The sequence below is a fragment of the Micromonospora sp. M42 genome (assembly GCF_000568915.1).
In the GTDB taxonomy this organism is placed as follows: domain Bacteria; phylum Actinomycetota; class Actinomycetes; order Mycobacteriales; family Micromonosporaceae; genus Micromonospora; species Micromonospora chalcea.
The window spans coordinates 6,018,310-6,043,122 of the sequence record NZ_KK037233.1; the positions used below are offsets into that span (position 1 = coordinate 6,018,310).

The window sequence follows — 24,813 nt, forward strand, 5'->3', positions numbered from 1 at the left end:
GGGTCAGGAGTTCCAGCTCAACGCCCGGCCCGCCCGCTCGTAGTGCCGTGCCAGCTCGGCGTCGATCCGCGCGGCCCGTTCCTCGGTGAGCGTCACGGCCGGATCCTGCCAGGGCCGCGCGCCGAGCATCCGGTGCCGCAGGCCGTTCGGCGGGTGGGTGGCGAACAGCGAGGTGTCCTCCCGGACGGTGAGCTGGCGTTCCAGCGACAGCCGTTCGGTAGCGGCGTCCAGCGCGCGCCCCGTCTCCACCCGCCAGGTGTCCGGCCCGTGTCCGCCGCGTACCGCGTTGCGCACCACGGTGGCCACCGTGTCGGTACGCAGCAGCGTGTCCAGCAGGCGGGTCGCGCCAGCGGTGCCACCGGCGCGGGCGGCCATCTCGTCGGCCAGGTACTCGGCCCGCTGGCTCTCCCGCAGCGCGGTGGCGGCCAGCACGACGTGCCCGGCGAACAGCAGCCGGGACAGCGTCCAGGACGCCAGGCGCCCGAGCCATTCGCCGACCATCACCAGCAGCCCGCCGCCGTCGGAGCCGCCCCGGGGCCGGAACAGGTCGGCGGCGTTGCCCAGCATGGTCAGCGCCGGCTGGGTGACCGGCCCGCGCCGTACGTCGCCGTTGACGAAATGGCCCAGCTCGTGCCCCAACAGCGCCACCCGCGCGGGCCCGTCCAGGGCGCCCCACAACGGCAGCCCGAGGCCGAGCACGCGCCGCCGGCGCAGCCCGACCGCTGTCGCGTACGCGTTGATGCCGCCGTCGACGCCGATCACGTGCGGCATCGGCGCGCCCACCGCGGACGCCACCTCGCGGACCAGGGCGTGCAGCTCCGGCGCCTCCTGCGTGGTGAGCACGTCCAGGTCGCCGTCGACCCGGCCGAAGCGCGGGCGCAGCGCCACCGCCAGCGCGATCAGCGCCACGCCGCCGACCACGGCGAGGTTCGGGAAGGGGTACGCGAACAGCAGCCACACGCCGGCCGCCGCGAGCCCGGCCACACCGAGCAGGAGCAGCACCGAGATGCCGGTGACGAGGAGGCCGGCGAACCCCGGCCCGGTCGACTTCAGCGACCGGGCGACCAGGGCGGCGTACTGCTGACGGGTGAGCCGTGCGGCGAGCCGGTGGGTCCGCCGGTCGACAGGCGACCAGCCGAACTCGGGCGCCTGGCGGCGCGCGTCGTAGGTGTCGAGGTTCCAGTCGCATCCGGGGCACCACGGCAACGCCCCGTCCAGCGACACCGGCGTCGTGCCGCAGCGCGGACAGGCCCCCGTGCCCGTCGTCATGGTGATCACGAGCGCCGATCCTGTCCGGTTCGCACCACTGGCGGTACCCGCCGTTCGGACGAGGACGGGCTTGCGCGGTTCCCCACCGCAACCGTCCCGACCAGGTCTAATGTGGAGAAGCGTGACTATTTGGGCCGTTCCGGTGGCGGACGGGCGGTTACCAGTGCACAGTGATCGCATGAGCGACGACGGAAGTGGTGGGCACTACTACTGGTGCACGCGACACCACCGGGTCGAGACCGATGCCGACGTGTGTCCCGCACGGCACGTTCTCGGACCGTACGCCTCAGCCGCCGACGCGGACAACGCCCTGCAGACGGTGCGGGAGCGGAACGACGCGTGGGACGCCGAGGACGCCCGTTGGGCCGGGGAGGGCCGCTAGACGGCGCGGGAGGGCCCGCGTCGAGGTGATCCGTGCTCCCGCGAGGGCGGGAGCACGTCCCCAGGAAAGGGAACCGAGATGGCCGAAGCACAGCAGGCCACCCGCCCGGCCGCGAAACGGACGACCGCGAAGAGGACCGCCGCGGGCAGGTCGACGACGGTCACCAAGGCGTCGCCGAACGCCTCGGGCGCCGGCGCCGGACGGACGCCGGCGAAGAAGGCGGTGGCGAAGAAGGCGGCCGCCAAGAAGGTCGTGTCGGCGGTCCGCGGGGCGCCGGCCACGAAGGCCACCACCAGGACGACCGCCAAGAAGACGGCCGCGAAGAAGGCTGGTACCCGGACGGCGCCGGCTGGCCGGGCCACCGCCAAGAGCGCGCCCGCCAAGAAGGCCACCGCGAAGAAGACGACGGCGAAGAAGACCACCGCGGCGAAGAAGACGACGGCCGCGAAGAAGACCACCGCCGCCCGGAAGACCACGGCGGCGAAGTCGACTGTCACCGCGCGCAAGAGCACCACCGCGAAGAAGGCGCCGGCCCGCAGGACGACCGCGAAGAAGACGGCGGCGGCGACGAAGGCGACCGGAGCGCGGAAGGTCACCGCGGCGGCGAAGAAGACCACCGCCGCCAAGAAGACCACAGCGGCGAAGAAGGCTCCGGCGAAGAAGGCCACCGCCTCGACCCGCCCCACGGCGCGCAAGGCGGCGGCGAAGAAGGCGCCCGCGCGCAAGACCACCACCGCGCGCAAGACCACCACCACGGCGAAGAAGACCACGGCGGCCAAGAAGGCGCCCGCCCGCAAGACCACCACCGCCAAGAGCACCGCCCGGAAGGCGCCGGCCCGCCGCGCCTGACCCCCGCCGCCCTCCCGCGGGGCGCCGCACGGACACGGCGCTCGCCCCGAAGGGCGGAACGAGCGGGGCGCTGTCAGGATTGACCACGTGGTGATCCGACGCGTACTGGCGCCCCGTATCGACTTCGGCGCGCTGCGCCGCGAGCTGGGACTGCCCGAGAGCTTCCCGGTCGCGGCGCAGCGCGAGGCCGACGCGGCCGCAGCCGCGCCGCCACCGGCCGTCGCCGACCGGACCGACGTCCCGTTCGTCACCGTCGACCCGGCGACCTCGCGCGACCTCGACCAGGCCATGCACCTCGCCCGCCGTCCCGGCGGCGGCTACCGCGTCCGGTACGCGATCGCGGACGTGCTGACCCACGTACGCCTCGGCGGTGACCTGGAGGCCGAGACGTGGCGCCGGGGGCAGACGGTCTACCTGCCCGACGGCAACGTGCCGCTGCACCCGCACACGCTCAGCGAAGGGGCGGCCAGCCTGCTGCCCGACGCCGACCGGGCCGCGGTGCTCTGGACCGTCGACCTGGACGCCGACGGCGCCACCGTCGCGGTCACGCTGGAGCGGGCGCTGGTGCGCAGCCGGGCCAAGCTCGACTACGGCGGCGTGCAGCGCGACGCCGACGCCGGCCGGCTGCCCGAGCCGATCGCCCTGCTGCCCGAGATCGGGGCGCTGCTCACCGCCCGTGGCCTGAGCCGGGGCGCGATCAACCTGCCGCTGCCGGAGCAGGACGTCGAGCCCGACGGCGACGGGTGGCGGCTGGTGCTGCGCGGCCCCGGCCCGATGGAGGAGCACAACGCCCAGATCTCGCTGCTGACCGGGATGGCGGCGGCCGACATCATGCTGGCCGGCCGGATCGGGCTGCTGCGCACCATGCCGCGTCCCCGCGCGGAGGCGGTCGAGCGGCTGCGGCTGGCCGCCGGACCGCTCGGCGTGCCCTGGCCGGACGGCACCCCCGTCGGTCAGGTGCTCGACGGGCTGGACACCTCCCAGCCCCGGGTGGCCGCCTTCGTCGACCAGGCCGCCGAGCTGATGCGCGGCGCCGCGTACACCGCGTTCGACGGTGAGCTGCCCGAGCAGCCCGAGCACGGCGGGGTGGCGGCCGCGTACGCGCACGTCACGGCGCCGCTGCGGCGGCTGGCCGACCGCTACGCCACCGAGGTCTGCCTGGCGCTGCACGAGGGCCGGGAGGTGCCCGAGCAGGTGCGGGCCGCGCTGCCGAAGCTGCCCGAGGTGATGGCCACGACCGACCGGACCGCCGGCGCGGCCAGCCGCGGCGCCGTGGAACTGGCCGAGGCGGTGCTGCTCGCGCACCGGGTGGGGGAGACGTTCGAGGCGGCCGTGCTCGACGTCGACGAGCCGCGCCCGGCGGGCAACGGCCGGCCCGGCCGACCGCCCGGCGGCACGATCGCGCTGGACGAGCCGCCGGTCCGCGCCCGCTGCACCGGCGAGCTGCCGCTGGGCGAGCGCGTCCGGGTACGCCTCACCGTCGCCGACCCGGCCCAGCGCCGGGTCGCCTTCGAACGGGCCTGACCAGCGGCCATTGTCACAGCATCGGGATGCACCGCACGCCGCCTCGCTTTGCGAGGATGAGCGCATGGCTTACGACGCGACCACGCTGCCCGACGTCTCCGGGATGACCGTCGGCATCATCGGTGGCACCGGCGACCAGGGACGAGGTCTCGCCTACCGGTTCGCCCGCGCCGGGCAGAGCGTGCTGATCGGCTCCCGCACCGCGGAGCGGGCCTCCCAGGCCGCCGCCGAGATCGCCGCCCTGCCCGGGGTGCCCGACGGCGCCATCGTCTCCGGCGGCGACAACGAGGACGTGGCCCGGCGCAGCGACGTGGTGATCGTGGCGGTGCCGTGGGACGGGCACGCGGCCACCGTCGCCGCGCTCGCCGAGCCGCTGGCCGGCAAGATCGTGGTGGACTGCGTCAACCCGCTCGGCTTCGACAAGCAGGGCCCGTACGCACTCGACGTACCCGAGGGCAGCGCGGTGCAGCAGGCCGCCGGGCTGCTGCCCGAGTCCCGGGTGTGCGCCGCGTTCAACCACGTCAGCGCGCCGCTGCTGGCCGACCCGCAGATCGACCGGATCGACCTCGACGTGCTGATCTGCACCGAGGACCGGGAGGTGGCCGGCGTGGTCGCCGCGCTGGCCGCGCGGATCCCCGGCATGCGGGGCATCTACGCTGGCCGGCTGCGCAACGCCCACCAGATCGAGGCGTTCACCGCCAACCTGATCGCGATCAACAAGCGCTACAAGGCGCACGCCGGCATCCGCGTCACCGACCTCTGAACCGCCGCGCGCCGCGCGCCGCGCGCGTGTTAAGAAGGGGCCCCTCCTCTACGCCAGGCGTTAAGTGAGTGTTTGAGATTTGGGGTGCGGCGGCGTGTCGGGTTGAGGTGAGGGAAGGCCCTCGGTAGGTCCGGTGGTGTCGAGCCAACCGTTTCCATACCGAGGGCCTTCTGATGACGTTGTACCCGATCACTGTCACGCCGTCCGCGTCGCCCCGCCGTTATCCGTCGCAGCGGGTGCGGCGGGAACGGGAACGGGCGGTGCGGCGGCGGTATCCCAGTGATCTGACCGATGCGCAGTGGGCGTTGATCGCGCCGCTGGTCACGCCGGTGTCGGTCGGTCGGCGGGGGCGGCCGCCGTCGCATCCGATGCGGGCAATCGTCACGGCGATCCTGTATGTGGCCTGCACCGGTTGTCCGTGGCGGGCCCTGCCGCGGGAGTTCCCGCCCCCGGGGACGGTGTACTGGTGGTTCGCTCGATGGCGCGATGACCACACGTTGATGCGTCTGCACGACCGGTTGCGGGAGCAGTGCCGTACCGCCGCCGGACGGCACGCGCATCCCAGCGCCGGAGCGATCGATTCTCAGTCGGTGCGCGCCGCGGACACCGTGCCCCGACACAGCCGCGGTTTCGACGTCGCGAAGAAGGTCAACGGCCGTAAACGCCACATCGTCGTGGACACCATGGGCCTACTCCTGGCCGTCATGATCACCGGCGCGCACGTCAACGACCGCACCATCGCCCGTGACCTGCTCTGGCGCACCCGGCTGTTCCACCCCCGCCTACGCCTGCTCTGGGCAGACGGCGGCTACATCGGCACCCTGAGCACCTGGGCCCGCCACGCCCTCGACCTCACCGTGCACCTGGTCCACAAACTCCCCGGACAACACACCTTCGTCGTGCTGCCCCGACGCTGGGTCGTCGAACGCACCTTCGCCTGGATCAGCAAGAAACGCCGCTGCGTCCGCGACTACGAACACCTACCCACAAGCCACGCCGCCTTCGTCACCTGGGCCATGATCCACGTCATGGTCACCCGCCTGGCCCGACACACGAAACCGGCCCAGGCAACCCACACCTGAGCCGGAATCTCAAACACTCACTAAGAAGGGGCCCTTCCTTACACCCTCAGAAGGTGTGCTCGGCCGCGGGGAAATCGCCGCCGCGTACCTCGTCGGCGAACCGGCGGGTGGCGTCGGTGAGCGCGCCCGCCAGGTCGGCGTAGCGCTTCACGAAGCGGGGCGCCCGGCCGGTCCGCAGCCCGGCCATGTCCTGCCAGACCAGCACCTGCCCGTCGGTGTCCGGGCCGGCCCCGATGCCGACGGTGGGGATGGCCAGCTCGGCGGTGACCCGCTTGGCGACCTCGCCCGGCACCATCTCCAGCACCACCGCGAACGCGCCCGCCTCGGCCACCGCCCGCGCGTCGGCGAGCACCTCCTCGGCCGCCTCGCCCCGGCCCTGCACCCGGTAGCCGCCGAGCGTGTGCTCGCTCTGCGGGGTGAAGCCGATGTGCGCCATCACCGGGATGCCGGCGCCGGTGATGGCCTCGATCTGGGCCGCGCAGCGCCGTCCGCCCTCCAGCTTCACCGCGTGGCAGCCGCCCTCCTTCATGAACCGCACCGCGGTGCGCAGCGCCTGCGCCGGGCCCTCCTCGTACGAGCCGAACGGCAGGTCGCCGACGATCAGCGACTGCTTCGTGGCCCGTACCACGGCGCGGACCAGCGGCAGCAGCTCCTCGGCGGTCACCGGCAGCGTGGTCTCGTAGCCGAACACGTTGTTCGCCGCCGAGTCGCCGACCAGCAGCACCGGGATGCCCGCCTGGTCGAAGATCGAGGCGGTGTACTGGTCGTACGAGGTGAGCATCGCCCAGCGCTCGCCGCGCTCCTTGGCGGCGATCAGGTCGCGGGTGCGTACCCGCCGGGTGGCCGGGCCGCCGTAGAGCGCCGTCACCTCGGCCGGGGTGGACTCCACCATGACAATCTCCTTCCTCGAGGCCGCGCACGCGGTCCCCGGGTTCCCCGCGATCGTCGCACCGGGCGACGGCCCGCGGGCAGATCGGAGTGGAGGATGTCACTCCCCGGCCGGGAGCGGTCAGCCGTCCTCGCGCCACCGGTTGGTGATCGGCAGCCGCCGGTCCCGCCCGAACGCCTTCATGGAGATCTTGGTGCCCGGCGCGGACTGCCGCCGCTTGTACTCGGCGGTATCCACCATCCGCAGCACCTTGTCCACCACGGCCGGGTCGTGGCCGGACTCGACCAGGCCGTCGCGGCCCAGGTCGCCGTCGACGTAGCCGATGAGGATCGGGTCGAGCACGTCGTAGTCGGGCAGCGTGTCGCTGTCGAGCTGGCCGGGGCTCAGCTCGGCCGACGGCGGCTTGCCGATCGAGTTCTCCGGGATCGGCGGCGTCTGCCCGCGCCGTGCCGCGTCGGCGTTGCGCCACTTCGCCAGCCGCCACACCAGCGTCTTCCAGACGTCCTTGACCGGGTTGTAGCCGCCCACCGAGTCGCCGTACAACGTCGAGTAGCCCACCGCCAGCTCGCTCTTGTTGCCGGTGGTGAGCACCAGGTGGCCCTCCTGGTTCGACAGCGCCATGAGGATCACGCCGCGTACCCGGGCCTGGAGGTTCTCCACCGCCACCCCGGACAGCGACATGTTCGCCAGGAACGTGTCCACCATCGGCTGGATCGGCTCGACCCGGTAGTCCAGGCCGGTGCGCTTGGCCAGGTCCTCGGCGTCGGTGCGGGAGTGCTCGGAGGAGTGCTGGCTGGGCATCGAGACGCCGACGACCCGCTCCGGGCCGACCGCGTCCACGGCGATGGCCGCCGCCACCGCCGAGTCGATGCCGCCGGACAGGCCGAGCACCACCGACGGGAAGCGGTTCTTGTCGACGTAGTCGCGCAGGCCCAGCACCAGCGCGTGCCACACCTCGGCCTCGTCGGCGACCGGCTCGATGATGCCGCCGTCCGCAGCCGGTCCGGGCGGCGTGGCCGGGATCGTCGCCACCTCGCCGCGGACCACCCGCATGCCGTCACTGAGCCCACCGGCCTCGCCGGGCGTCCCGGCCGCCGCCGGCAGCTCCAGGTCGTGCACCAGCAGGTGCTCGACGAACTGCGGCGCCCGGGCCAGCAGCGTGCCGTCCGCGGCGACGATCATCGAGTCGCCGTCGTAGACCAGTTCGTCCTGGCCGCCGACCATGTTCACGTACGCGATGGCGGCCCCGGCCTCGGCGGCGCGCCGGCGCACCAGCGGCAGCCGCACGTCGTCCTTGTTCAGCTCGTACGGCGAGCCGTTGATGCTCAGCACCAGCCCGACGCCGGCCTGCCGCGCCGCCGCGAAGGGCCCACCGGCCTGCCACAGGTCCTCGCAGATGGTCAGCGCCACGTCCACCCCGCCGACGCGCACCACGGTGAGCGTGTCACCGGGGACGAAGTAGCGGTCCTCGTCGAACACGCCGTAGTTGGGCAGGTGGTGCTTGAAGTAGGTGGCGACGACCTCGCCCCGGTGCAGCAGCGCCGCCGCGTTGCGGGCGCCCCTGCCCGGCTCCGCGTCGGAGCTGACCTGCGGCGGGCCGTCGGCGTCCAGGTAGCCGACCAGGACCGGCAGGTCACCGTGGCCGTCGGCGGCGAGGTCGGCGGCGAGCCGGTGCAGCGCGGCCCGGGACGCGGCCACGAACGAGCGGCGGAAGACCAGGTCCTCGACCGGGTAGCCGGTCAGCATCAGCTCGGGGAACAGGACGAGCTGGGCGCCGGAGCCGGCCGCCTGGCGGGTCCACTCGCGGACCAGGCCGGCGTTGCCGGTGAGGTCGCCTACCGTCGGGTTGACCTGGCACAGGGCGAGACGCAGGGTGGGCATGTCCTCATCTTCCCCCAGCCCTCCCGGCCGAATCCGACCGGTTGGGGCAGACAGGCGTGCCGGCCCGTGCGTCCCAGCGCGGCGGACACGGCGGGACGGCCGGCCGGGGAGGGCGTAACGTCGGCGTAACGAGCCCGGTGGAGACTGGGCGGTCAGGCCGAGCCGGCCCGGCGCCGGTGCGGACGTACGTGTAACGAGGGGTGGAAGTGGACCGTCAGCAGGAGTTCGTCCTCCGTACGCTGGAAGAGCGGGACATCCGTTTCGTCCGGCTGTGGTTCACCGATGTGCTCGGCACGCTCAAGAGCGTCTCGGTGGCCCCGGCGGAGCTGGAGGCGGCCTTCGACGAGGGCATCGGTTTCGACGGCTCCGCGATCGAGGGCTTCGCCCGGGTCTTCGAGTCGGACATGGTCGCCATGCCGGACCCGACGACGTTCCAGGTCTTCCCGTTCGAGGGCGGCGTCAGCGGCGAGAGCGCCCGGATGTTCTGCGACATCTCGCTGCCCGACGGCAGCCCGTCCTGGGCCGACCCGAGGCACGTGCTGCGCCGCATGCTCTCCCGCGCCGCGGACAAGGGCTTCACGTTCTACACCCACCCGGAGATCGAGTTCTTCCTGCTGGAGAACGGCCCGCAGGACGGCTCGGTGCCGATCCCGGTGGACACCGGCGGCTACTTCGAGCACACCACGCACGCCGTCGCGCGGGACTTCCGCCGCCAGGCGGTGCTGGCGCTGGAGCGGATCGGCATCTCGGTGGAGTACAGCCACCACGAGGTCGCCCCCGGCCAGCAGGAGATCGACCTGCGCTACGCCGACGCGCTCACCACCGCCGACAACATCATGACCTTCCGGCACGTGGTGAAGGAGGTCGCGCTCTCCACCGGTGTGCAGGCCAGCTTCATGCCGAAGCCGTTCACCGACCAGCCCGGCAACGGCATGCACACCCACCTGTCGCTGTTCGAGGGGGAGCGCAACGCGTTCCACGACGCCGGTGACCCGATGAAGCTGTCGAAGGTCGCCAAGTCGTTCATCGCCGGGCTGCTCACCCACGCGCGGGAGTACACCGCGGTGACGAACCAGTGGGTCAACTCGTACAAGCGGCTGTTCCCGCAGGCGCTGCCGGACCGGATCACCGAGAGCCCCGCGTACGTCTGCTGGGGTCACCTGAACCGGTCCGCGCTGGTGCGGGTGCCCGCGTACGGCAAGCCGAACTCGGCCCGGGTCGAGGTCCGCTCGCTGGACTCCGCGACCAACCCCTACCTGGCGTTCGCGGTGATGCTCGGCGCCGGCCTCAAGGGCATCGAGGAGGGCTACGAGCTGCCGCCGGGCGCCGAGGACGACGTCTGGTCGCTGAGCAGCGCGGAGCGCCGCGCCATGGGCTACGAGGCGCTGCCGGAGAACCTGGCCGAGGCGATCGACGTGATGGCCGGCTCCGAGCTGGTCGCCGAGGTGCTCGGCGAGCACGTCTTCGACTTCTTCCTGCGCAACAAGCGGGCCGAGTGGGAGCAGTACCGCCGCGAGGTCACCCCGTACGAGCGGCAGCGCTACCTGTCTCTCTAGATCATCCTGGCACGGTGCCGCTATCGTCTGCGGCACCGTCCCGGCACCTTCGCCGGGCGGGTGAGCCGGGGAGGCGTTGGGTGCTGGGAGACCTGCTCGACGGGGCGTGGCAGAGCATCGTGTTCGGGATCGTCGGGGTGGCGCTGATGGCCGCCGGATTCCTGCTCGTGGATGTGCTCACCCCGGGCAAGCTGCGGGAGCTGATCTGGGTACGCCGCAACGGCAACGCCGCGCTGCTGCTCGCCGCGAACCAGCTCGGCATCGCCGGCATCGTCTTCACCGCCGTGCTGACCAGCTACAGCTCGTTCACCAAGGGGCTCGCCTCCACTGTGGTCTTCGGGCTGGTCGGCCTGCTGGTGATGGCGCTGGCGTTCCTGGTGCTGGACCTGCTCACCCCGGGCCGGCTGGGCGACGTCATCGCCGCCGAGGAGCCGCACCCGGCCGCCAAGGTCAGCGCCGCCACCCACTTCGGCGCCGCGCTGATCGTCTGCGCCTGCATCGCCTGAGCGGTGTCGTACCCCCGGGTTAGCGTCCGGGGGTGAACCGCACCGATCGCCTCTACGCCCTGGTCGAGGAGCTGCGGGCGGTGTCGCCGCGCCCGCGCAGCGCGAGCTGGCTGGCCCGCCGCTTCGAGGTCAGCACCCGCACCGTCGAGCGGGACATCTCCGCGTTGCAGGGCGCGGGCGTGCCGATCTGGGCCGAGCCGGGCCGCACCGGCGGCTACGTCGTCGACCGGGCGCGCACGCTCCCGCCGGTCAACCTGACGGCGGCCGAGGCCGTGGCGATGGCCGTCGCGCTGCACCGGCTCGGCGGCTCCCCGTTCGCCGCGGCGGCCGGCGCCGCGCTGCGCAAGCTGGTCGCGGTGATGCCGCCGGCCGCGGTGGCCGAGGCGCACCGGCTCGCCGGCCGGGTGCACCTGGTGGGCGACGGGCCGGGCACGCCCGTCCCGGCCGTCGTCGCCGACGCGGTCGCCGCCGGGCGGGTGCTGCGCCTGCGGTACGCCGACCGCGACGGCGCCGACTCGGCACGCGACGTGGAGCCGCTGGCCTACCTGGGCAACTCGGTGCACTGGTATCTGGTCGCCTGGTGCCGGCTGCGCGACGGTGTGCGCTGCTTCCGCACCGACCGGATCCGCTCGGTGCGCCCGCTCGCCGAGCCGGTGACCCGGGAGTGGCGTGCTGACGACCTCGACGTGCCGGTCGACCGGGTGCGCCCGCTCACGCTGGTCTGATCCCTGTCGAAACACCGACAGGACGCTGTCGTGTCCCGGTACCACGCTGATTCCTGACGACGCCGGCCGACCGCCGGCGCGAACCTCAGGAGGAAGCATGTCCAGCACGCCCGTGACCTGGTTCGAGATCAGCTCCGACCGCCCGGACGAGGCGCAGCGGTTCTACGCCGACCTGTTCGGCTGGAGTTTCGAGGAGCAGGGCGGCCCGGCCGGGTCGTACCGGCAGACGACCGCCGGCGGTGAGCGGGGGATCGGCGGCGCGATCCGGGGCACCGACGCCGGCAACTACGCGATCTTCTACGCCGAGGTGGCGGACGTCGCGGAGATCTGCCGCCGGGCCGAGGCGACCGGCGGCGTCGTGGTGACGGGGCCGGTGACCACGCCGGCCGGTCTGGTGCGGGCCCTGTTGCACGACCCGTCGGGCAACCTGCTCGGCGTCTTCACCCCGCCGGCCGGCGGCTGACCCCGGTCCGTCCACCCGTGGCGGCCGGCCACGGTGGAGCGACGGCGGGCGAGAGACCGGTCGATGTCGGGTCCGGTGATCGCCGGAGAGGATCTTGGATGCGCCCCCTACCTCGGGTTATGTTCAAGATCCTCCGAGTCGGACGGCCAACGCCGGTCGGCTCGCACAGTCAGGAGAAGCGTATGACCAACGACGGCCACCCCTCTTCCCCCGCCACGGACATCACCGGATCCACTGTGAACCGACGCCGCATGCTGACCATCGCTCTCGGTGGCGCCGCCACCGTGGCCCTGCCCGCGCCGGCCTGGGCGGCCGACGACAAGCGCCCCGGATCCAGCCGGAAGCCGGCGCTCACGTCGGACGATCGCAAGATCATCGCCCAGGTCTCGGCCGAGCGGGCGCTGGCGCACCTGCGCGTCCTCAGCGAGGAGATCGGGCCGCGTATCGGCGGGACCGCCTCGGAGCGGCGTGCCGCCGACTACATCGCCAAGCAGCTCGACCGCCTCGGCTACCAGGTTCGGCTGGAGCCGTTCGCGGTGGCGGACAAGTTCCTCGCCCAGCTCGCCTCGCCGGCCGGGCTGCCCACCGACCTGAACTGGCAGGCCGGCGCCTCCCCGCAGGCCGCGCTGGACACCACAGTCCAGGGTGACGTGGTGGACGTGGGCGCGGGTGCTGAAGAGAACTACCCGGCGAGCGTCACCGGCCAGATCGTGCTCGTCGACTACGTGGCCGCCCGGCGCGAGCAGTTGGTCGCCACCGCTGTGGCGCGCGGCGCGGCCGCCGTGGTGTTCCTCGCCGCCGACGGGGTGCCGCCACGGCGCAGCAGCGCGTTCTCGCCGACCCTGCCGGGCTCGGCGGGCACGCCGGTGCCGATCCCGGTGGTCGGCGTCGCGCAGGCGCAGAAGGAGCGGCTGCGTGCCCTGCTCGCGGCCGGGCGGCTCACGCTCACGATCTCCACCGTCGCGCACCGCAACCTGACGTCCCACAACGTCATCGCGGAGCGGGTCGGGCGGTCCGGCGCGAACGGGCCGGTCGTCATGGTCAGCGCCCACTACGACACTGTCATCGGCGCCCCCGGCGCCAACGACGACGGTTCCGGCACGGTGCTCTGCCTCGAACTGGCCCGGGTGATGAAGGCGATCCCGGTCGACGCCACCCTGCGGTTCGCGCTGTGGGGCTCGGAGGAGCAGGGCCTGCTCGGCTCGCGTCACCACGTCCGGCAGCTCCCGCAGGCCGAGCGGGACCGCTTCCTGGCGGTGTACCAGAACGACATGGTCGCCACGAGCTGGGACCCGGCCACCCTCTACTGGCTGCTGTCCTTCACCGGCCAGTCCAACCGGGCCACCGACGAGGTGGCCGCCGCCGGTGTACGCCTCGGCTACGACCCGCGGATGTCGCCGGTGACGCAGCGCGGCTCCAGCGACCACCAGTCCTTCCAGGAGGTCGGCATCGCCAGCGCCAACTTCTCCTGGCGGGGTGAGACGAGCCCGGCGCTGCTGGAGCCGCCGTACCACACCCCGGAGGACACCATCGCCAAGAACATCAGCCTCGAGCGACTCCAGGTCTCCCTCGAACTGATCGGCTGCGCCGCGTACGCGACCGCTCGCTGATTTACTGCCGTCCCCGTGCCGCCGGCTGCGGTGTCACGGGGACGGCGACCGGCGCCGCACCGGGGAGTCCCGGTGCGGCGCCTCTGTCCCGCCCGCCTGGTGTCAGGCGGTGGCCTCGCCGGCGCCGGTCACGAGGAGGGCCGGCCGGCGGGAAACGGCGTGGCCGTGCGGTCACTTGCCGTCCGGGCCGCCCTTGCCGCGCTCGCCGTGCGGGCCGCCCTTGCCGTCGTGGCCGGGGCCACCCGGGAACACGCCCGCCTCGGCGGCCTTGAGCACCGCGTCGGCCTGCTCCTGGGTGAGCTTGCCGTCGGTGACGGCCTGGTCCAGGCGCTCCTTCAGCGCGGCCTGCCGGTCCTCGGTCGACGGCCGCTCCGGCCGCTCCGGGCGGTCGCCCTGCCGCTGCTCGTGCAGCTTCTCCAGCGCCGCGGTGACCTTGTCGGTCGACACGCCCAGCTCCTTGGCGAGCGCCTCGGCGAACTCGGCCTGCCGGTCGGCGTGCTTCTGGCGGCGTTCGTCACCCTGGTCGGTGCTGCTGGCGCTCGAGGACGGCTTCGGGTTCTTGTCGTCGGCGAGCGCCACCGTCGGGGCGGCGATCCCGACGCCGAGCACGCCGGCAGCGGCCAGGCCGGCCAGCAGGTGCTTCTTCGACATCGTGCGGATCATGCGATTCTCCTGTTCGGTGGTGGTGCGATGACGTCACCGACAGTGAGCCCCGGAACTGAGGGCAACCCGTGGCGAACCTGTCAGCAGGCTGGCAATCCCGTCCGGAAGGCCCGTTTTATTCGTGTTGCCGGTGTGCCGGAGCGCCCGCGAGGCTGGGCGAAACCCGACGAAAGGCCACGCCATGACACAGCCTGCCATCCGCGAGATCCCGCTCACCGGGCCGGGCTCCGGCCCGTACTCGATCACGGTCGGGTCCGACGGCGCGCTCTGGCTGGCGCTGGCCGGCTCCGGCGGCGTCGCCCGGCTCGGCCCCGACGGTGAGGTGCGGACCTACCGCGACGACCCACCCGGCAGCCGCCCGCTGATCATCGTCGGCGGCCCCGACGGCGCGCTCTGGTACACCCGCTCGGGCGACGACCGGCTCGGCCGGATCGCCGTCGACGGCGAGACCGGCTCGGTGGCGCTGCCGCCCGGCTGCGGCCCGTGCGGGCTGGCGGTGGGCCCGGACGGCGCGTTCTGGTACGCCGGCATGAACGACGACACGGTCGGCCGGGTGAGCGTCGACGGGGAGGTGACGTCCTTCCCGCTGCCGGTCGAGAAGGGCTTCCCGTCGATGCTCGCGGCCGGGCCGGACGACGCGCTCTGGCTCACGCTCAACCAGGCGAACGCGATCGCCCGGATCGACCTGGACGGATCGGTGACGCTGCATCCGCTGCCCACCGAGGCGGCCGGGCCGGTCGGCATCACCCGGGGTGTCGACGGCGCGCTCTGGTTCGTCGAGATCGCCGCCGGGCAGGTCGGCCGGATCACGCCGGACGGGCGGATCGACGAGTTCCCCTTGCCGGACCGCGCGGCACGCCCGCACGCGATCGTCGCCGACCCGGCCGGCGGCTGCTGGTTCACCGAGTGGGGCGCCAACCGCATCGCCCACCTCGACCCCGACGGCCACATCACCGCCCACACCCTGCCCACCCCCGCGTCGGAGCCCCACGGCCTCACGGTCACCCCCGACGGCGCGGTCTGGGCAGCCCTGGAGATCGGCGCGGTCGCCCACCTCACCCCGCCCGCGCCGCGTGCGCCGCGTTGATCATGAGGTTGGCGGCAGTTGTGGATCTCTGAACTGCCGCTAACTTCATGATCGCCGGGGCCGGGGCCGGGGCCGGGCCGGCGCCGGGGCTCGGCTTCAGCGGACGGCGGAGGTCACCGTCAGGGTGCCTGTGGTGGCGTCCAGGACCGCGGGGGTGTTCACCGGGACGGTGAGCTGGTCGGGGCCGTGGCCGACGGGCAGGCCGCCGAGCACCGGAACGCCCAGGTCGCCCAGGCGGTCGGTGAGCACGTCCACGACAGTGGTGTCCCAGCCGTCCGCGCACTCGGTGAACTGGCCCACCGCCACCCCGGCGATCCCGTCCAGCGCGCCGCAGCGGCGCAGGTGGGTGAGCATCCGGTCGATCTTGTACGGCGGCTCCTGCACCTCCTCGACCAGCAGGATCGCACCGGTCAGGTCCGGCATGTCCGGCGTGCCGATCGACGCGGTGATCAGGCACAGGTTGCCGCCGATCAGCCGGCCCTCGGCCCGGCCGGGCACCCGCACCGGGTAAGTCTCCTCCGCCTCGACCGCCGCCACCGTCACCGGCTCGGCGCTGGTCAGCGCGGCGTGCAGCGACTCCGCCGAGCGGAGCGGGGTGCGCTCGTCCCGCCACGCCGCCCCCGGGCCGTGCACCCCGGCCAGGCGGGCACCCCGCCAGAGCGCGAACTGCAACGCGGTGATGTCGGAGAACCCGGCCACCACCTTCGGGTCCCGGCGTACCGCCGCCATGTCGATCAGGTCCACCACCCGCTGCGCGCCGTAGCCGCCCCGCGTGCAGATCACCCCACGGATCTCCGGGTCGGCGAACGCCGCGTTCAGGTCCGCGGCCCGCAGCGCGTCGTCGCCGGCCAGGTAACCGCGCCGGGCGTACGCGTTCGGCGCGGGCACCGGACGCAGCCCCCAGCCGGTGAGCAGTTCGATGCCACGGGCCACCCGCTCGGGACGGGTCGGTCCGGACGGGGACACCAGCATCACCGCGTCGCCGGGACGCAGGGCCGGTGGGCGCAGGCAGTCGTCGGGCACGATCGCGAGCCTAGGGCCTGCCGGACCGTGCCCTGTCGGCCGCACCGGTTAGCCTCGACGTCGTGGCGACCGCGCTGGTGATCGAGAACGACCCGACCGACGACCTCCGCCGCCTGGGGGAGTGGCTCACCGAAGGGGGCCTGGAACTGCGCGTGCTGCGTCCGCACGCCGGTGACGCGCTCCCCGCCGACCTGGAGGGATACGCCGCGCTGGTGGTGCTCGGCGGCGACCAGCAGGCGTACCCGGGGTCCGACGGCGCCCCCGGCGCGCCCTGGTTCCCGGCGCTGGAGGGGCTGCTGCGCAAGGCGGTCCGCCAGCGGGTGCCCACGCTCGCGATCTGTCTCGGCGCGCAACTGCTCGCCACCGCGCACGCCGGCCTGGTCGAGCGCAGCCCGTCCGGGCCGGAGATCGGCCCGGCCCTGGTGGGCCGGCGCGACGCCGCCGAGGACGATCCGCTGTTCCGGTACGTGCCGCTGATGCCCGACGTGCTCCAGTGGCACGCCGACGAGATCACCGAGCTGCCGCACGGCGCGACGCTGCTGGCCGCGTCCACCCGCTACCCGCACCAGGCGTTCCGCCTCGGCGACCGGGCCTGGGGCCTGCAGTTCCACATCGAGTGCGACACCGCGATGATCGCCGAGTGGTCCCGCGACTCGGCGGTGCTGGCCGAGCTGGACTACGACCCGGAACTGGTGGTGGCCGCCTGCGACCGGGTGATGGCCGACGTCGAGGAGGCGTGGCAGCCGTTCGCGATCCGGTTCGCCGCGCTCGCGCTCGGCGAACTCGGCGACGACAACCCGCGCCGCAGCCTGCCGCTGCTCGGGGCCTGACGGTGACCCGGCCGGCCCGCGGGCGCCTGGCCCGCTACGGATTCGCCGAGGGGGACGGCGCTACGCGCGCCGCCGACCTGCTCGGCCCGGGCGGGCTCGACCTGTGGCGGCCCGAGACGCAGGAGCCGGCCGACGAACGCGCCGCCGAACTGCTCGCCGCGCTGTCCCGCGCCGCCGACCCCGATCTGGCGCTGCGTCAGCTGCACCGGCTGGTCGAGTCCGAGCGGCGCTCCGGCGACGAGGTGGCCGTACGCGACGCGCTGGCCGCCGACCCCGGGCTGCGCCGCCGCCTGATCGCGGTGCTCGGCGCCTCCTCCGCGCTCGGCGACCACCTGGTCGCCAACCCGGGGCAGTGGGCGGTGCTGGCCACCGAGCCGGACGGGCTCGCCCCCACCGCGGACGGACGGCTCGACCTGAGCGTGGCCGCCCGGCTCACCACCATGACCGGCGCGGTCCCGCTGCTGCGGCAGGCGTACCGGCTCGCGCTGCTGCGGATCGCGGCGGCCGACCTGACCGGCGGGCGCGGCCTGGAGCAGACCATGGCGGCGCTGTCCGGGCTGGCCGACGCCACGCTGGCCGCCGCCTACGACATCGCCGCCGACGAGCTGCCGGAGGGCACGCCGCGTCCCCGCCTCGCAGTGGTGGCGATGGGCAAGTGCGGCGGCGACGAGCTGAACTACGTCTCCGACGTCGACGTCATCTTCGTCTCCGCCACCGACGACGACCTGCCCGCCGCCACCCAGATCGCCACCCGGCTGATCCAGATCTGCGGGCTGGTGGCCTGGCCGGTCGACGCGGCGCTGCGCCCCGAGGGCAACCGGGGCCCGCTGGTCCGCACGCTCGCCAGCCACCTCGCGTACTACAAGCGCTGGGCCCGCACCTGGGAGTTCCAGGCGCTGCTCAAGGCCCGCCCGGCCGCCGGTGACCTGGAGCTGGCCCGGGAGTGGATCGAGGCGCTCGCCCCGCTCGTCTGGACCGCCGCCGAACGGCCCGAGGCGGTCGAGGACGTCCGGTCCATGCGCCGCAAGATCCTCGACAACGTGCCGCCGAAGGAGCTGGAACGCGAGATCAAGCGCGGTCCGGGCGGGCTGCGCGACATCGAGTTCGCCGTCCAGCTGCTCCAGCTCGTGCACGGCCGGGGCGACGAGTCGCTGCGGGTGCCGGGCACCGTGCCGGCGCTGCGCGCGCTCGTGGCCGGCGGCTACGTGGGCCGCGCCGACGGGGAGGCGCTGCTGCGCGGCTACCGCTTCCTGCGCGCCGTCGAGCACCGGCTCCAGCTCCAGGCCCTGCGCCGCACCCACACCGTGCCGACCGAACCGGCCGCGCTGCGCTGGCTCGCCGCCGCGCTCGGCTACGCGGCCACGCCGGGCCGCAGCGCCGTCGAGGAGTTCCGCGCCGAGTGGGTCACCCACGCCGCCGAGGTACGCCGGCTGCACGCCAAACTGCTCTACCGGCCGCTGCTGGAATCCGTGGCCCGGGTCCCGGCCGAAGGGCTGCGGCTCACGCCCGAGGCGGCCCGGCACCGGCTGGAGGTGCTCGGCTTCGCCGACCCGGCCGGCGCGCTGCGGCACCTGCAGGCGCTCACCGGCGGCGTCAGCCGTACCGCCGCGATCCAGCGCACGCTGCTGCCGGTGCTGCTCGACGAGTTCGCCGACGCCCCCGAGCCGGACCGCGGCCTGCTCAACTACCGGCAGGTGTCCGACAAGCTCGGCAGCACCCCGTGGTACCTGCGCCTGCTGCGCGACTCCGGCCCGGTGGCGCGCCGCCTGGCCCGGGTGCTCTCCTCGTCCCGGTACGCGGCCGACATGCTGTCCCGCGAGCCGGAGGCGCTGCGGCTGCTCGCCGAGGACAGCGAACTGACCCCGCGTCCGCGCGAGACGCTCGTCGACGGGTTCGCCGCGGCCGCTGCCCGGCACGACGACCCGGTCGAGGCGATCCGGGCGGTCCGTGCGCTGCGCCGCCGGGAACTGGTCCGCATCGCCGCCGCCGACGTGCTCAGCCGCGCCGGCTCACTCGCGCCGCTCACCCCGCGCCCGGTCGGCGGCGGCGAGCGGCGGCCCACAGTGGTCGACGTGACGGCGGTGGGTACCGCGCTGTCCCACGTCACCGACGCCACGCTGGCCGCCGCGCTGCGCGCCCCCGTACCGTCCACCCCGGGCCGCCCGGCCTGCGCTTCGCGGTGATCGGCATGGGCCGGCTCGGGGGGTACGAGTCCAACTACCTCTCCGACGCCGACGTGCTGTTCGTCTACGACCCGCCGCCCGGCGTGCACGAGAGCACCGCGAGCGCCGCGGCGCAGGCCATCGCCGAGGGAGTTGCGCCGGCTGCTGTCCGCGCCCGCCCCCGACCCGCCGCTCGGTGTGGACGCCGACCTGCGCCCCGAGGGCCGGCAGGGCCCGCTGGTACGCAGCCTCGCCGGTACGCCCAGTACTACGCGCGCTGGTCGCGGGTGTGGGAGGCGCAGGCGCTGCTGCGGGTCCCGGTTTCGTCTGCGGCGACGCCGACCTGGGCGCCGAGTTCGAGGCGATGATCGAGCCGGTGCGCTACCCGGCCGACGGGCTGACCCGCGAGCAGGTCATCGAGATCCGCCGGATCAAGGCGCGGGTGGAAACCGAGCGGCTGCCCCGGGGCGCCGACCCGGCCACCCACACCAAGCTGGGCCGGGGCGGGCTCGCCGACGTCGAGTGGGCCGTGCAGCTGCTTCAGCTCCGGTACGCCGGCCGGATCCCCGAGCTGCGCGGCACCCGTACGCTCGACGCCCTGACCGCAGCCCGCGACGCCGGCCTGCTCGACGCCACCGACGCCGCCGAGCTGGCTGCCGGCTGGACGCTCGCCGCCGAGGTGCGCGACGCGCTGATGCTGGTACGCGGCCGGGCGGGGGACCAGTTGCCCCGGCACGGGGTGGAGCTGGCCGGGGTGGTGCGGCTGCTGGGGCGCGAGGACCAGGGCGAGTTCCTCGACGAGTACCTGCGAACCGGCCGCCACTCCCGCACGGTCGTCCAGCGAATCCTGGAGTCCCCCCTCTAGCCCTCCCGTCCCACCTCCCCTCGGCGTTGATCTTGCACTTGCGGCCCCGGCGAAAGGGGCATATCCGGCTCTTGAGGGGCCGTAACCGCAAGATCGACGGTGATCAAGGGCGGGGGGAGGGGGTGGATCAGCTGGTGAGGGTGTAGGTGCCGGCTCGGGGGACCGTCACCGTGGTCCACTTGCCGTCTCGGATGACTGTGGCGTTGTGGGAGGCGGTGAGCCAGGGGGTGTGGCGGACCCGGATCGGGATCGGGCCGGGGGCGGGGGCGCGGAACGTGATCGAGGCGCCGTCCTGGCTGATCAGCTCACCCGGCGCGCCGACGATCGGGGTGGGCTCGGCGACCGCGTACAGCTTCCAGTGCCGGTCCGACCAGACCTCGGTCAGGTACGGCAGGCCCGTCTCCACCAGCTCCGCCTCGGATCGCCCCACCCAGGAGAACTCGGCGTCGGGCACTGCCACGTACTGCACCGCGTTGTCGGCCAGCCAGTCCCGGTAGGTGACGGGGGTCAGCGGAATGCCGGTGCCGTCCGCGCCGGGCACCGTGGTGAAGAACAGCGGATTGCGGTCGATGTCGGCCTGGCGTAGCCAGCCCCGGGCCAGCGGCACCTCGCCCATCCGGGCCGCTTCCCAGTAGTTGCGGGTCGGCGGCACCTCCACCCGTCCGGTGAGCCCGCGCCGGGCCAGTTCCGCGCGCAGCGGCGCGAAGTACGCCGGGTCGGCCGTCGGATCGTCGGCGCTGCGCAGGTCGGCGGTGACCACCGGCGGCTGCCACCAGCAGACGACAGCGAGCAGGGCGGCCAGCCCGGCCGCGCCGGCGGTCCGGGGCAACCGGGGGATGCCCAGCCTCGCCGGTGGCGTCGCCGCGGCGGCCAGCAGCGGCAGCGCGAACATCACCACCAGGCGGGTGGCGTTGAGCCCGACCGGGGTGGGCAGCAACGCCGACGCCAGCACCCCGGCCGCGGACAGCAGCGCGCCCACCCGCACCGGCCGGTACGTCACGAGCGCCGCGACCAGCAGGCTCGTCACCACGGCGTGCACGGTGTCGGTGCGGCTGATGTTCATCCAGCCGCCCTCGCCGAACAGCAGCCCGGTCACGGCGAGCGGTCCGGCCGCGGGTACGGCGAGCAGCAGGCCGTCGGCGTACCGGCGGCTCAGCAGCAGCGCGACGCCGGCGAGCCCGACGAACAGCCCGGCCACCGGGCTGGCCGCGGAGGCGAGCAGCGCGGCGACAACGGCGGCGACGGCCGCCCAGACGCTCCGGCCCGCCCAGATGCCGACGGGGGAGGCCGGCGGGCCGGGGCCGGCCGGACCAGCAGCGGCACCGGCCGCACCGGCACCGGTGCCGGAGGCGTCGACGGCGGCAGCACGTCGGGCGGGCACGGTGAGCGCGAGCAGCGCGGCCAGGCCGAACGCGACGCCGAGGGCGTAGGTGACCCGGCCGGAGACCAGGTTGCCGGCGATCGTGACCACGCCGACCAGGCTGCCGAGCAGCGGTCGGGGCACCCGGGTCCGCACCAGCAGGGCGGCGAACGCGGTGGCGGAGGCGAGCAGGGCCAGCGCGCCGGTGACGCGTACGCCGAGCAGCGCCATCAGCGGCGGCGAGACGAGGCTGTAGCCCCACGGGTGCACGCCGCCGTACCAGCGCAGGTCGACCAGGGCGGACGGGTGCGCGGCGAAGAAGTCGGCGCGGGCGACCTGGGCGGACAGGTCCGAGCCGGTGACCGGCAGCGTGAGGTGGAGCACGGCGAGGACGAGCGCGAACGCGGCGGACACCGCCACCACCCGACCACCCCGCATGCCCACCTCCTGATCGCGAACCACCGTACTGGCAGCATGTCGGGCGTGCCTCACCACCTCTCGCGTTGGATCGGCCTGGCGGGTTCGGTGCTGCTCGCCGTGGCCGCGTTCCTCGGCGGCGCCCTGCCCGACGGCGAGTTGCGTCCCACCCCGGTCAGCATCTGGCAGGGCCCGAACGGGCCGCTGATCATCGGGTTGTGGCTGGTCGGCACCGGGCTGCTGGCGTGGGCGTGGTGGTCGTTGCGGGACCGGGTGCCGTCTTCGCGCTGGGTGCTGGTCACAGTCGCGCTGTGGCTGCTGCCGATGCTCGTCGCGCCGCCGCTGGGCAGCCGGGACGTGTACGCGTACGCCTGCCAGGGCGCCAGTTTCTCGGCCGGGATCAACCCCTACGAGCAGGGCGTGTCGGCGCTGCCCTGCCCCTGGCTGGACACCATCTCCTACATCTGGCGGGACACCCCGGCGCCGTACGGGCCGCTGTTCGTGCTGCTCGCCGGTGCGGTGGTGGAGGCGACCGGGTCGCTGCTCGGCGCGGTCGCGCTGTTCCGGCTGCTCGCCGTGGCCGGGGTGGCGCTCACCGCGTGGGCGCTGCCGGTGCTGGCCCGCCGCTGCGGGGTGCCGCCGCGGCGGGCGCTGTGGCTGGCGCTGGCCAGCCCGCTGGTGCCCGTGCACCTGATATCCGGCGCGCACAACGACGCGCTGATGATCGGCCTGCTCGTGGCCGGGCTGGCAGTGGTGGCGGCCCGGCCGGGGCGGCCCTGGCCGCTGCTCGCCGGTGGGGCGCTGCTCGGACTGGCAGCCGCCGTCAAGGTCACCGCGCTGGTCGTGATGCCGTTCGCCGCGCTCGCCGCCATCGTCGGGGCGTACCGGATCAGGTCGCTGGTCCGCGACGGCGGGTGGGTGGTCGGCGGATCGCTCGTGGCGCTGGCCGGGGTGACGCTCGTCTCCGGCCTGGGGCTGGGGTTCATCAGCGGGCTGGAGCAGGGCAGCCTGGTGGTGGCCTGGACGTCGCCGCCGACAGCGGTGGGGCAGACCGTCGGCTATCTGCTGGCGCCGTTCGGGGTGCACGTCGACGCGCTGCCGGTGACCCGGGCGATCGGCATGGTCGTGCTGGTCGGGGTGCTGATCTGGCTGTGGTTCCGCTCGTTGCGTCGCGGTGAGCCGTTCTGGCACGCCGCGCTGGCGCTCACCGCCACCGTCGCGCTGTCCCCGCTGTTCCACCCCTGGTACTGGCTGTGGCCGCTGGCGGTGCTGGCCGCCACCGCGCACCGCACGCTCTGGTTCTCGATCGTCACCGTGGTGTCGTCGTTCCTGGTGCTCGCCGACGGAACCGGGCTGGCCCGGTACAGCAAGATGCCCGGTGCGCCGCTGATGACGCTGTTCGTGATCGGCGTGGTCGTCTGGTTGGTACGGTCGGCTCGCAAGGGCCGGCAGCCGGTTCCCGCGGACTGAGGAGTGTGCCGGTGAGCGAGGTCGACGGACCGGTCCGGCCGATCGCCGCCGCCGTCGCCCGCTACGCCGGTCTCGCCGGGGCGGTGCTGCTCACCGTCGCCGGGTGGCTCGGCGGCGCGCTGCCCGGCCCGCCCCCGCGCAGCACGCTCGCCGCGATCTGGGCGGCCCCGAACGGGCCGCTGACGCTCGGCGGCTGGCTGGCCGGGACGCTGCTGCTGGTCGGCGCCTGGTGGTCGCTGCGGTGGGGCGCGCCGTCCGGCCGGTGGGCGTACGTGACCGCCGGGCTCTGGTCGCTGCCGCTGCTCGCCGCGCCGCCGATCGGCAGCCGCGACGTCTACTCGTACGCCTGCCAGGGCTGGACGTGGACGCAGGGCCTCAGCCCGTACCGGGTGGGGGTCGCGGCGGCCGGCTGCCCGTGGACCGACTCGGTGTCGCCGATCTGGCGGGACACCCCGGCGCCGTACGGGCCGTTCTTCGTGCTGCTGGCCGGGATCGCCGTCCTCGCGGGCGGCGGCCTGATCGGGACCGTCGTGGCGCTGCGGCTGGTAGCGGTGGCCGGGGTGCTGCTGGCCGCGCTCTGCCTGCCCGGCCTGGCCCGGGCCGCCGGCGTGCCCACCCGCCGGGCCGCCTGGCTGGTGCTCGCCTGCCCGCTGGTCGGGATCCACCTGGTGGCCGGCGCGCACAACGACGCGCTCGCGCTCGGCCTGCTCCTGCTCGGCCTGCTGGTGCTGGTCCGCCTGCCGGGCAAACCGCGCGCGCTGCTGGTCGCCGGAGTGCTGCTCGGCCTGGCCGTGGCGGTGAAGGCGGTGGCGGTCGTGGCGCTGCCGTTCGCGGCGCTCGCCGCCGTGCTCGGCCGCTACACCTGGCGGGCGCTGCTGCGCGACGGCGGGCAACTGGCCGCGTCGGTGCTCGGCACGCTGCTCGTCGTCTCACTCGCCACCGGCCTCGGGCTGGGCTGGATCGGCGGACTCGGCCACAGCGGCGACTCGCAGCAGTGGACCTCACCGCCCACAGCGATCGGGTTCGTCATCGACTACGCCGGTGAACTGGCCGGGCGGCGGCCCTCGGCCGTGCCGGTGGCCCGGACGGTCGCGCTGGCGCTGCTGGCCGGGCTGCTGGCGGCGCTCTGGTGGCGGGCGTGGACGACGCTGCGGCGGCTCAACGACAGCCGGCAGCGGGTGGCCCGGCTGACAGTGGCCCGGCCCCGGGTGGCGCAGCACGGCGCGGGACTGGCGCTCGCCGCCACCGTGCTGCTCGCGCCGGTCTTCCACCCCTGGTACGCGATCTGGCCGCTGACGCTGCTCGCGGTCGCGGCGGTGCCGCTGGCCCGGGAGGTGTGGTTCGTGGCCCCCTGCGCGGCGGTCTCCCTGCTCACGCTGCCCGACGGCACCAACCTGGCCCGGTTCACGAAGGCGCCCGGCGCGGTGCTGATGACGG

Annotated in this window: 22 protein-coding genes and 1 pseudogene; 17 read left to right on the forward strand and 6 right to left on the reverse strand. The window is 74.3% G+C overall.

Going from position 1 to position 24,813, the window contains the following annotated elements:
- Positions 1 to 3: 3 nt before the first annotated feature.
- A complete protein-coding gene (locus tag MCBG_RS27875) occupies positions 4 to 1,269 on the reverse strand; it encodes a M48 family metallopeptidase (protein ID WP_043331054.1) in 1,266 nt (421 codons plus the stop codon).
- A 178-nt stretch (positions 1,270 to 1,447) separates the two neighbouring features.
- Between MCBG_RS27875 and MCBG_RS27880 the strand changes: the two genes are divergently transcribed.
- The 5 genes from MCBG_RS27880 (at position 1,448) to MCBG_RS27900 (ending at position 5,869) form a co-directional block, all read left to right on the forward strand.
- Positions 1,448 to 1,651: a hypothetical protein gene (locus tag MCBG_RS27880; RefSeq protein ID WP_018787041.1), complete on the forward strand. Its 204-nt coding sequence runs from the start codon at positions 1,448 to 1,450 to the stop codon at positions 1,649 to 1,651.
- A gap of 78 nt (positions 1,652 to 1,729) precedes the next feature.
- Complete coding sequence (locus MCBG_RS32105) at positions 1,730 to 2,500, forward strand: histone (RefSeq protein ID WP_084789639.1); 771 nt, start codon at positions 1,730 to 1,732, stop codon at positions 2,498 to 2,500.
- An 87-nt stretch (positions 2,501 to 2,587) separates the two neighbouring features.
- Positions 2,588 to 4,024: an RNB domain-containing ribonuclease gene (locus tag MCBG_RS27890; RefSeq protein ID WP_043329281.1), complete on the forward strand. Its 1,437-nt coding sequence runs from the start codon at positions 2,588 to 2,590 to the stop codon at positions 4,022 to 4,024.
- A gap of 64 nt (positions 4,025 to 4,088) precedes the next feature.
- Positions 4,089 to 4,787: an NADPH-dependent F420 reductase gene (gene npdG / locus MCBG_RS27895; protein WP_043329283.1), complete on the forward strand. Its 699-nt coding sequence runs from the start codon at positions 4,089 to 4,091 to the stop codon at positions 4,785 to 4,787.
- Positions 4,788 to 4,960: 173 nt separating this feature from the next.
- Positions 4,961 to 5,869: an IS5 family transposase gene (locus tag MCBG_RS27900; protein ID WP_198033294.1), complete on the forward strand. Its 909-nt coding sequence runs from the start codon at positions 4,961 to 4,963 to the stop codon at positions 5,867 to 5,869.
- Between the two features lie 46 nt (positions 5,870 to 5,915).
- On the opposite strand, the gene panB is transcribed toward MCBG_RS27900, so the two are convergent.
- Both panB and MCBG_RS27910 read right to left on the reverse strand, forming a co-directional pair.
- Complete coding sequence (panB, locus tag MCBG_RS27905) at positions 5,916 to 6,761, reverse strand: 3-methyl-2-oxobutanoate hydroxymethyltransferase (RefSeq protein WP_043329285.1); 846 nt, start codon at positions 6,759 to 6,761, stop codon at positions 5,916 to 5,918.
- 117 nt (positions 6,762 to 6,878) lie between these two features.
- On the reverse strand, positions 6,879 to 8,639 hold the full coding sequence (locus tag MCBG_RS27910; RefSeq protein WP_043329288.1) for an NAD+ synthase: 1,761 nt from the start codon (positions 8,637 to 8,639) through the stop codon (positions 6,879 to 6,881).
- Positions 8,640 to 8,845: 206 nt separating this feature from the next.
- On the opposite strand from MCBG_RS27910, the gene glnA reads away from it, so the two are divergent.
- The 5 genes from glnA to MCBG_RS27935 all read left to right on the forward strand — a co-directional run bounded on the left by glnA (position 8,846) and on the right by MCBG_RS27935 (position 13,499).
- Complete coding sequence (gene glnA, locus MCBG_RS27915; RefSeq protein ID WP_036344036.1) at positions 8,846 to 10,195, forward strand: type I glutamate--ammonia ligase; 1,350 nt, start codon at positions 8,846 to 8,848, stop codon at positions 10,193 to 10,195.
- Positions 10,196 to 10,275: 80 nt separating this feature from the next.
- On the forward strand, positions 10,276 to 10,701 hold the full coding sequence (locus MCBG_RS27920; RefSeq protein WP_043329290.1) for a DUF350 domain-containing protein: 426 nt from the start codon (positions 10,276 to 10,278) through the stop codon (positions 10,699 to 10,701).
- A gap of 32 nt (positions 10,702 to 10,733) precedes the next feature.
- Positions 10,734 to 11,426, forward strand: coding sequence for a helix-turn-helix transcriptional regulator (locus MCBG_RS27925; RefSeq protein WP_043329292.1), 693 nt, complete (start codon positions 10,734 to 10,736; stop codon positions 11,424 to 11,426).
- 97 nt (positions 11,427 to 11,523) lie between these two features.
- The gene (locus MCBG_RS27930) at positions 11,524 to 11,889 is read left to right on the forward strand and encodes a VOC family protein (protein ID WP_043329294.1); all 366 of its coding nucleotides are present in this window, start codon (positions 11,524 to 11,526) and stop codon (positions 11,887 to 11,889) included.
- 182 nt (positions 11,890 to 12,071) lie between these two features.
- Positions 12,072 to 13,499 carry a M28 family peptidase gene (locus MCBG_RS27935; RefSeq protein ID WP_051611414.1) on the forward strand — a complete coding sequence of 476 codons (1,428 nt, stop codon included), beginning with the start codon at positions 12,072 to 12,074 and terminating at the stop codon, positions 13,497 to 13,499.
- 171 nt (positions 13,500 to 13,670) lie between these two features.
- On the opposite strand, the gene MCBG_RS27940 is transcribed toward MCBG_RS27935, so the two are convergent.
- Positions 13,671 to 14,162 (reverse strand): hypothetical protein, encoded by a 492-nt coding sequence (locus MCBG_RS27940; protein ID WP_043329298.1) that lies wholly within the window; start codon positions 14,160 to 14,162, stop codon positions 13,671 to 13,673.
- A gap of 181 nt (positions 14,163 to 14,343) precedes the next feature.
- Between MCBG_RS27940 and MCBG_RS27945 the strand changes: the two genes are divergently transcribed.
- Positions 14,344 to 15,249 carry a Vgb family protein gene (locus MCBG_RS27945; protein ID WP_043329300.1) on the forward strand — a complete coding sequence of 302 codons (906 nt, stop codon included), beginning with the start codon at positions 14,344 to 14,346 and terminating at the stop codon, positions 15,247 to 15,249.
- 96 nt (positions 15,250 to 15,345) lie between these two features.
- Here MCBG_RS27945 and MCBG_RS27950 read toward each other — a convergent pair whose 3' ends face one another.
- Positions 15,346 to 16,221, reverse strand: a complete 876-nt coding sequence (locus MCBG_RS27950; RefSeq protein ID WP_282596306.1) for a S66 peptidase family protein — start codon at positions 16,219 to 16,221, stop codon at positions 15,346 to 15,348.
- A gap of 113 nt (positions 16,222 to 16,334) precedes the next feature.
- On the opposite strand from MCBG_RS27950, the gene MCBG_RS27955 reads away from it, so the two are divergent.
- Genes MCBG_RS27955 through MCBG_RS35365 form a run of 4 tightly spaced genes read left to right on the forward strand, consistent with a single transcriptional unit; the run spans position 16,335 to position 20,129 of the window.
- Positions 16,335 to 17,102, forward strand: coding sequence for a type 1 glutamine amidotransferase (locus tag MCBG_RS27955; protein WP_030504183.1), 768 nt, complete (start codon positions 16,335 to 16,337; stop codon positions 17,100 to 17,102).
- A gap of 2 nt (positions 17,103 to 17,104) precedes the next feature.
- Positions 17,105 to 19,285: a bifunctional [glutamine synthetase] adenylyltransferase/[glutamine synthetase]-adenylyl-L-tyrosine phosphorylase gene (locus MCBG_RS27960; protein ID WP_369799336.1), complete on the forward strand. Its 2,181-nt coding sequence runs from the start codon at positions 17,105 to 17,107 to the stop codon at positions 19,283 to 19,285.
- Positions 19,282 to 19,632, forward strand: a complete 351-nt coding sequence (locus tag MCBG_RS35360; protein ID WP_369799337.1) for a hypothetical protein — start codon at positions 19,282 to 19,284, stop codon at positions 19,630 to 19,632. Before MCBG_RS27960 ends, MCBG_RS35360 begins: the two co-directional genes overlap by 4 nt.
- Positions 19,554 to 20,129: a [protein-PII] uridylyltransferase family protein gene (locus MCBG_RS35365; protein ID WP_369799338.1), complete on the forward strand. Its 576-nt coding sequence runs from the start codon at positions 19,554 to 19,556 to the stop codon at positions 20,127 to 20,129. Before MCBG_RS35360 ends, MCBG_RS35365 begins: the two co-directional genes overlap by 79 nt.
- Before the next feature lie 859 nt (positions 20,130 to 20,988).
- Here MCBG_RS35365 and MCBG_RS35370 read toward each other — a convergent pair.
- Positions 20,989 to 21,927 (reverse strand): annotated as a pseudogene (locus MCBG_RS35370) (hypothetical protein); the annotation flags it as partial.
- A gap of 45 nt (positions 21,928 to 21,972) precedes the next feature.
- Here MCBG_RS35370 and mptB (MCBG_RS27970) point away from each other — a divergent pair.
- Together mptB (MCBG_RS27970) and mptB (MCBG_RS27975) are read left to right on the forward strand one after the other, a co-directional pair.
- Entirely contained in the window at positions 21,973 to 23,376 is a 1,404-nt protein-coding gene (gene mptB, locus MCBG_RS27970) for a polyprenol phosphomannose-dependent alpha 1,6 mannosyltransferase MptB (RefSeq protein WP_181373801.1), read from the forward strand.
- An 11-nt stretch (positions 23,377 to 23,387) separates the two neighbouring features.
- Positions 23,388 to 24,813 (forward strand): polyprenol phosphomannose-dependent alpha 1,6 mannosyltransferase MptB (gene mptB / locus MCBG_RS27975; RefSeq protein ID WP_043329308.1); only part of this gene is annotated, 1,426 nt, incomplete at its 3' end.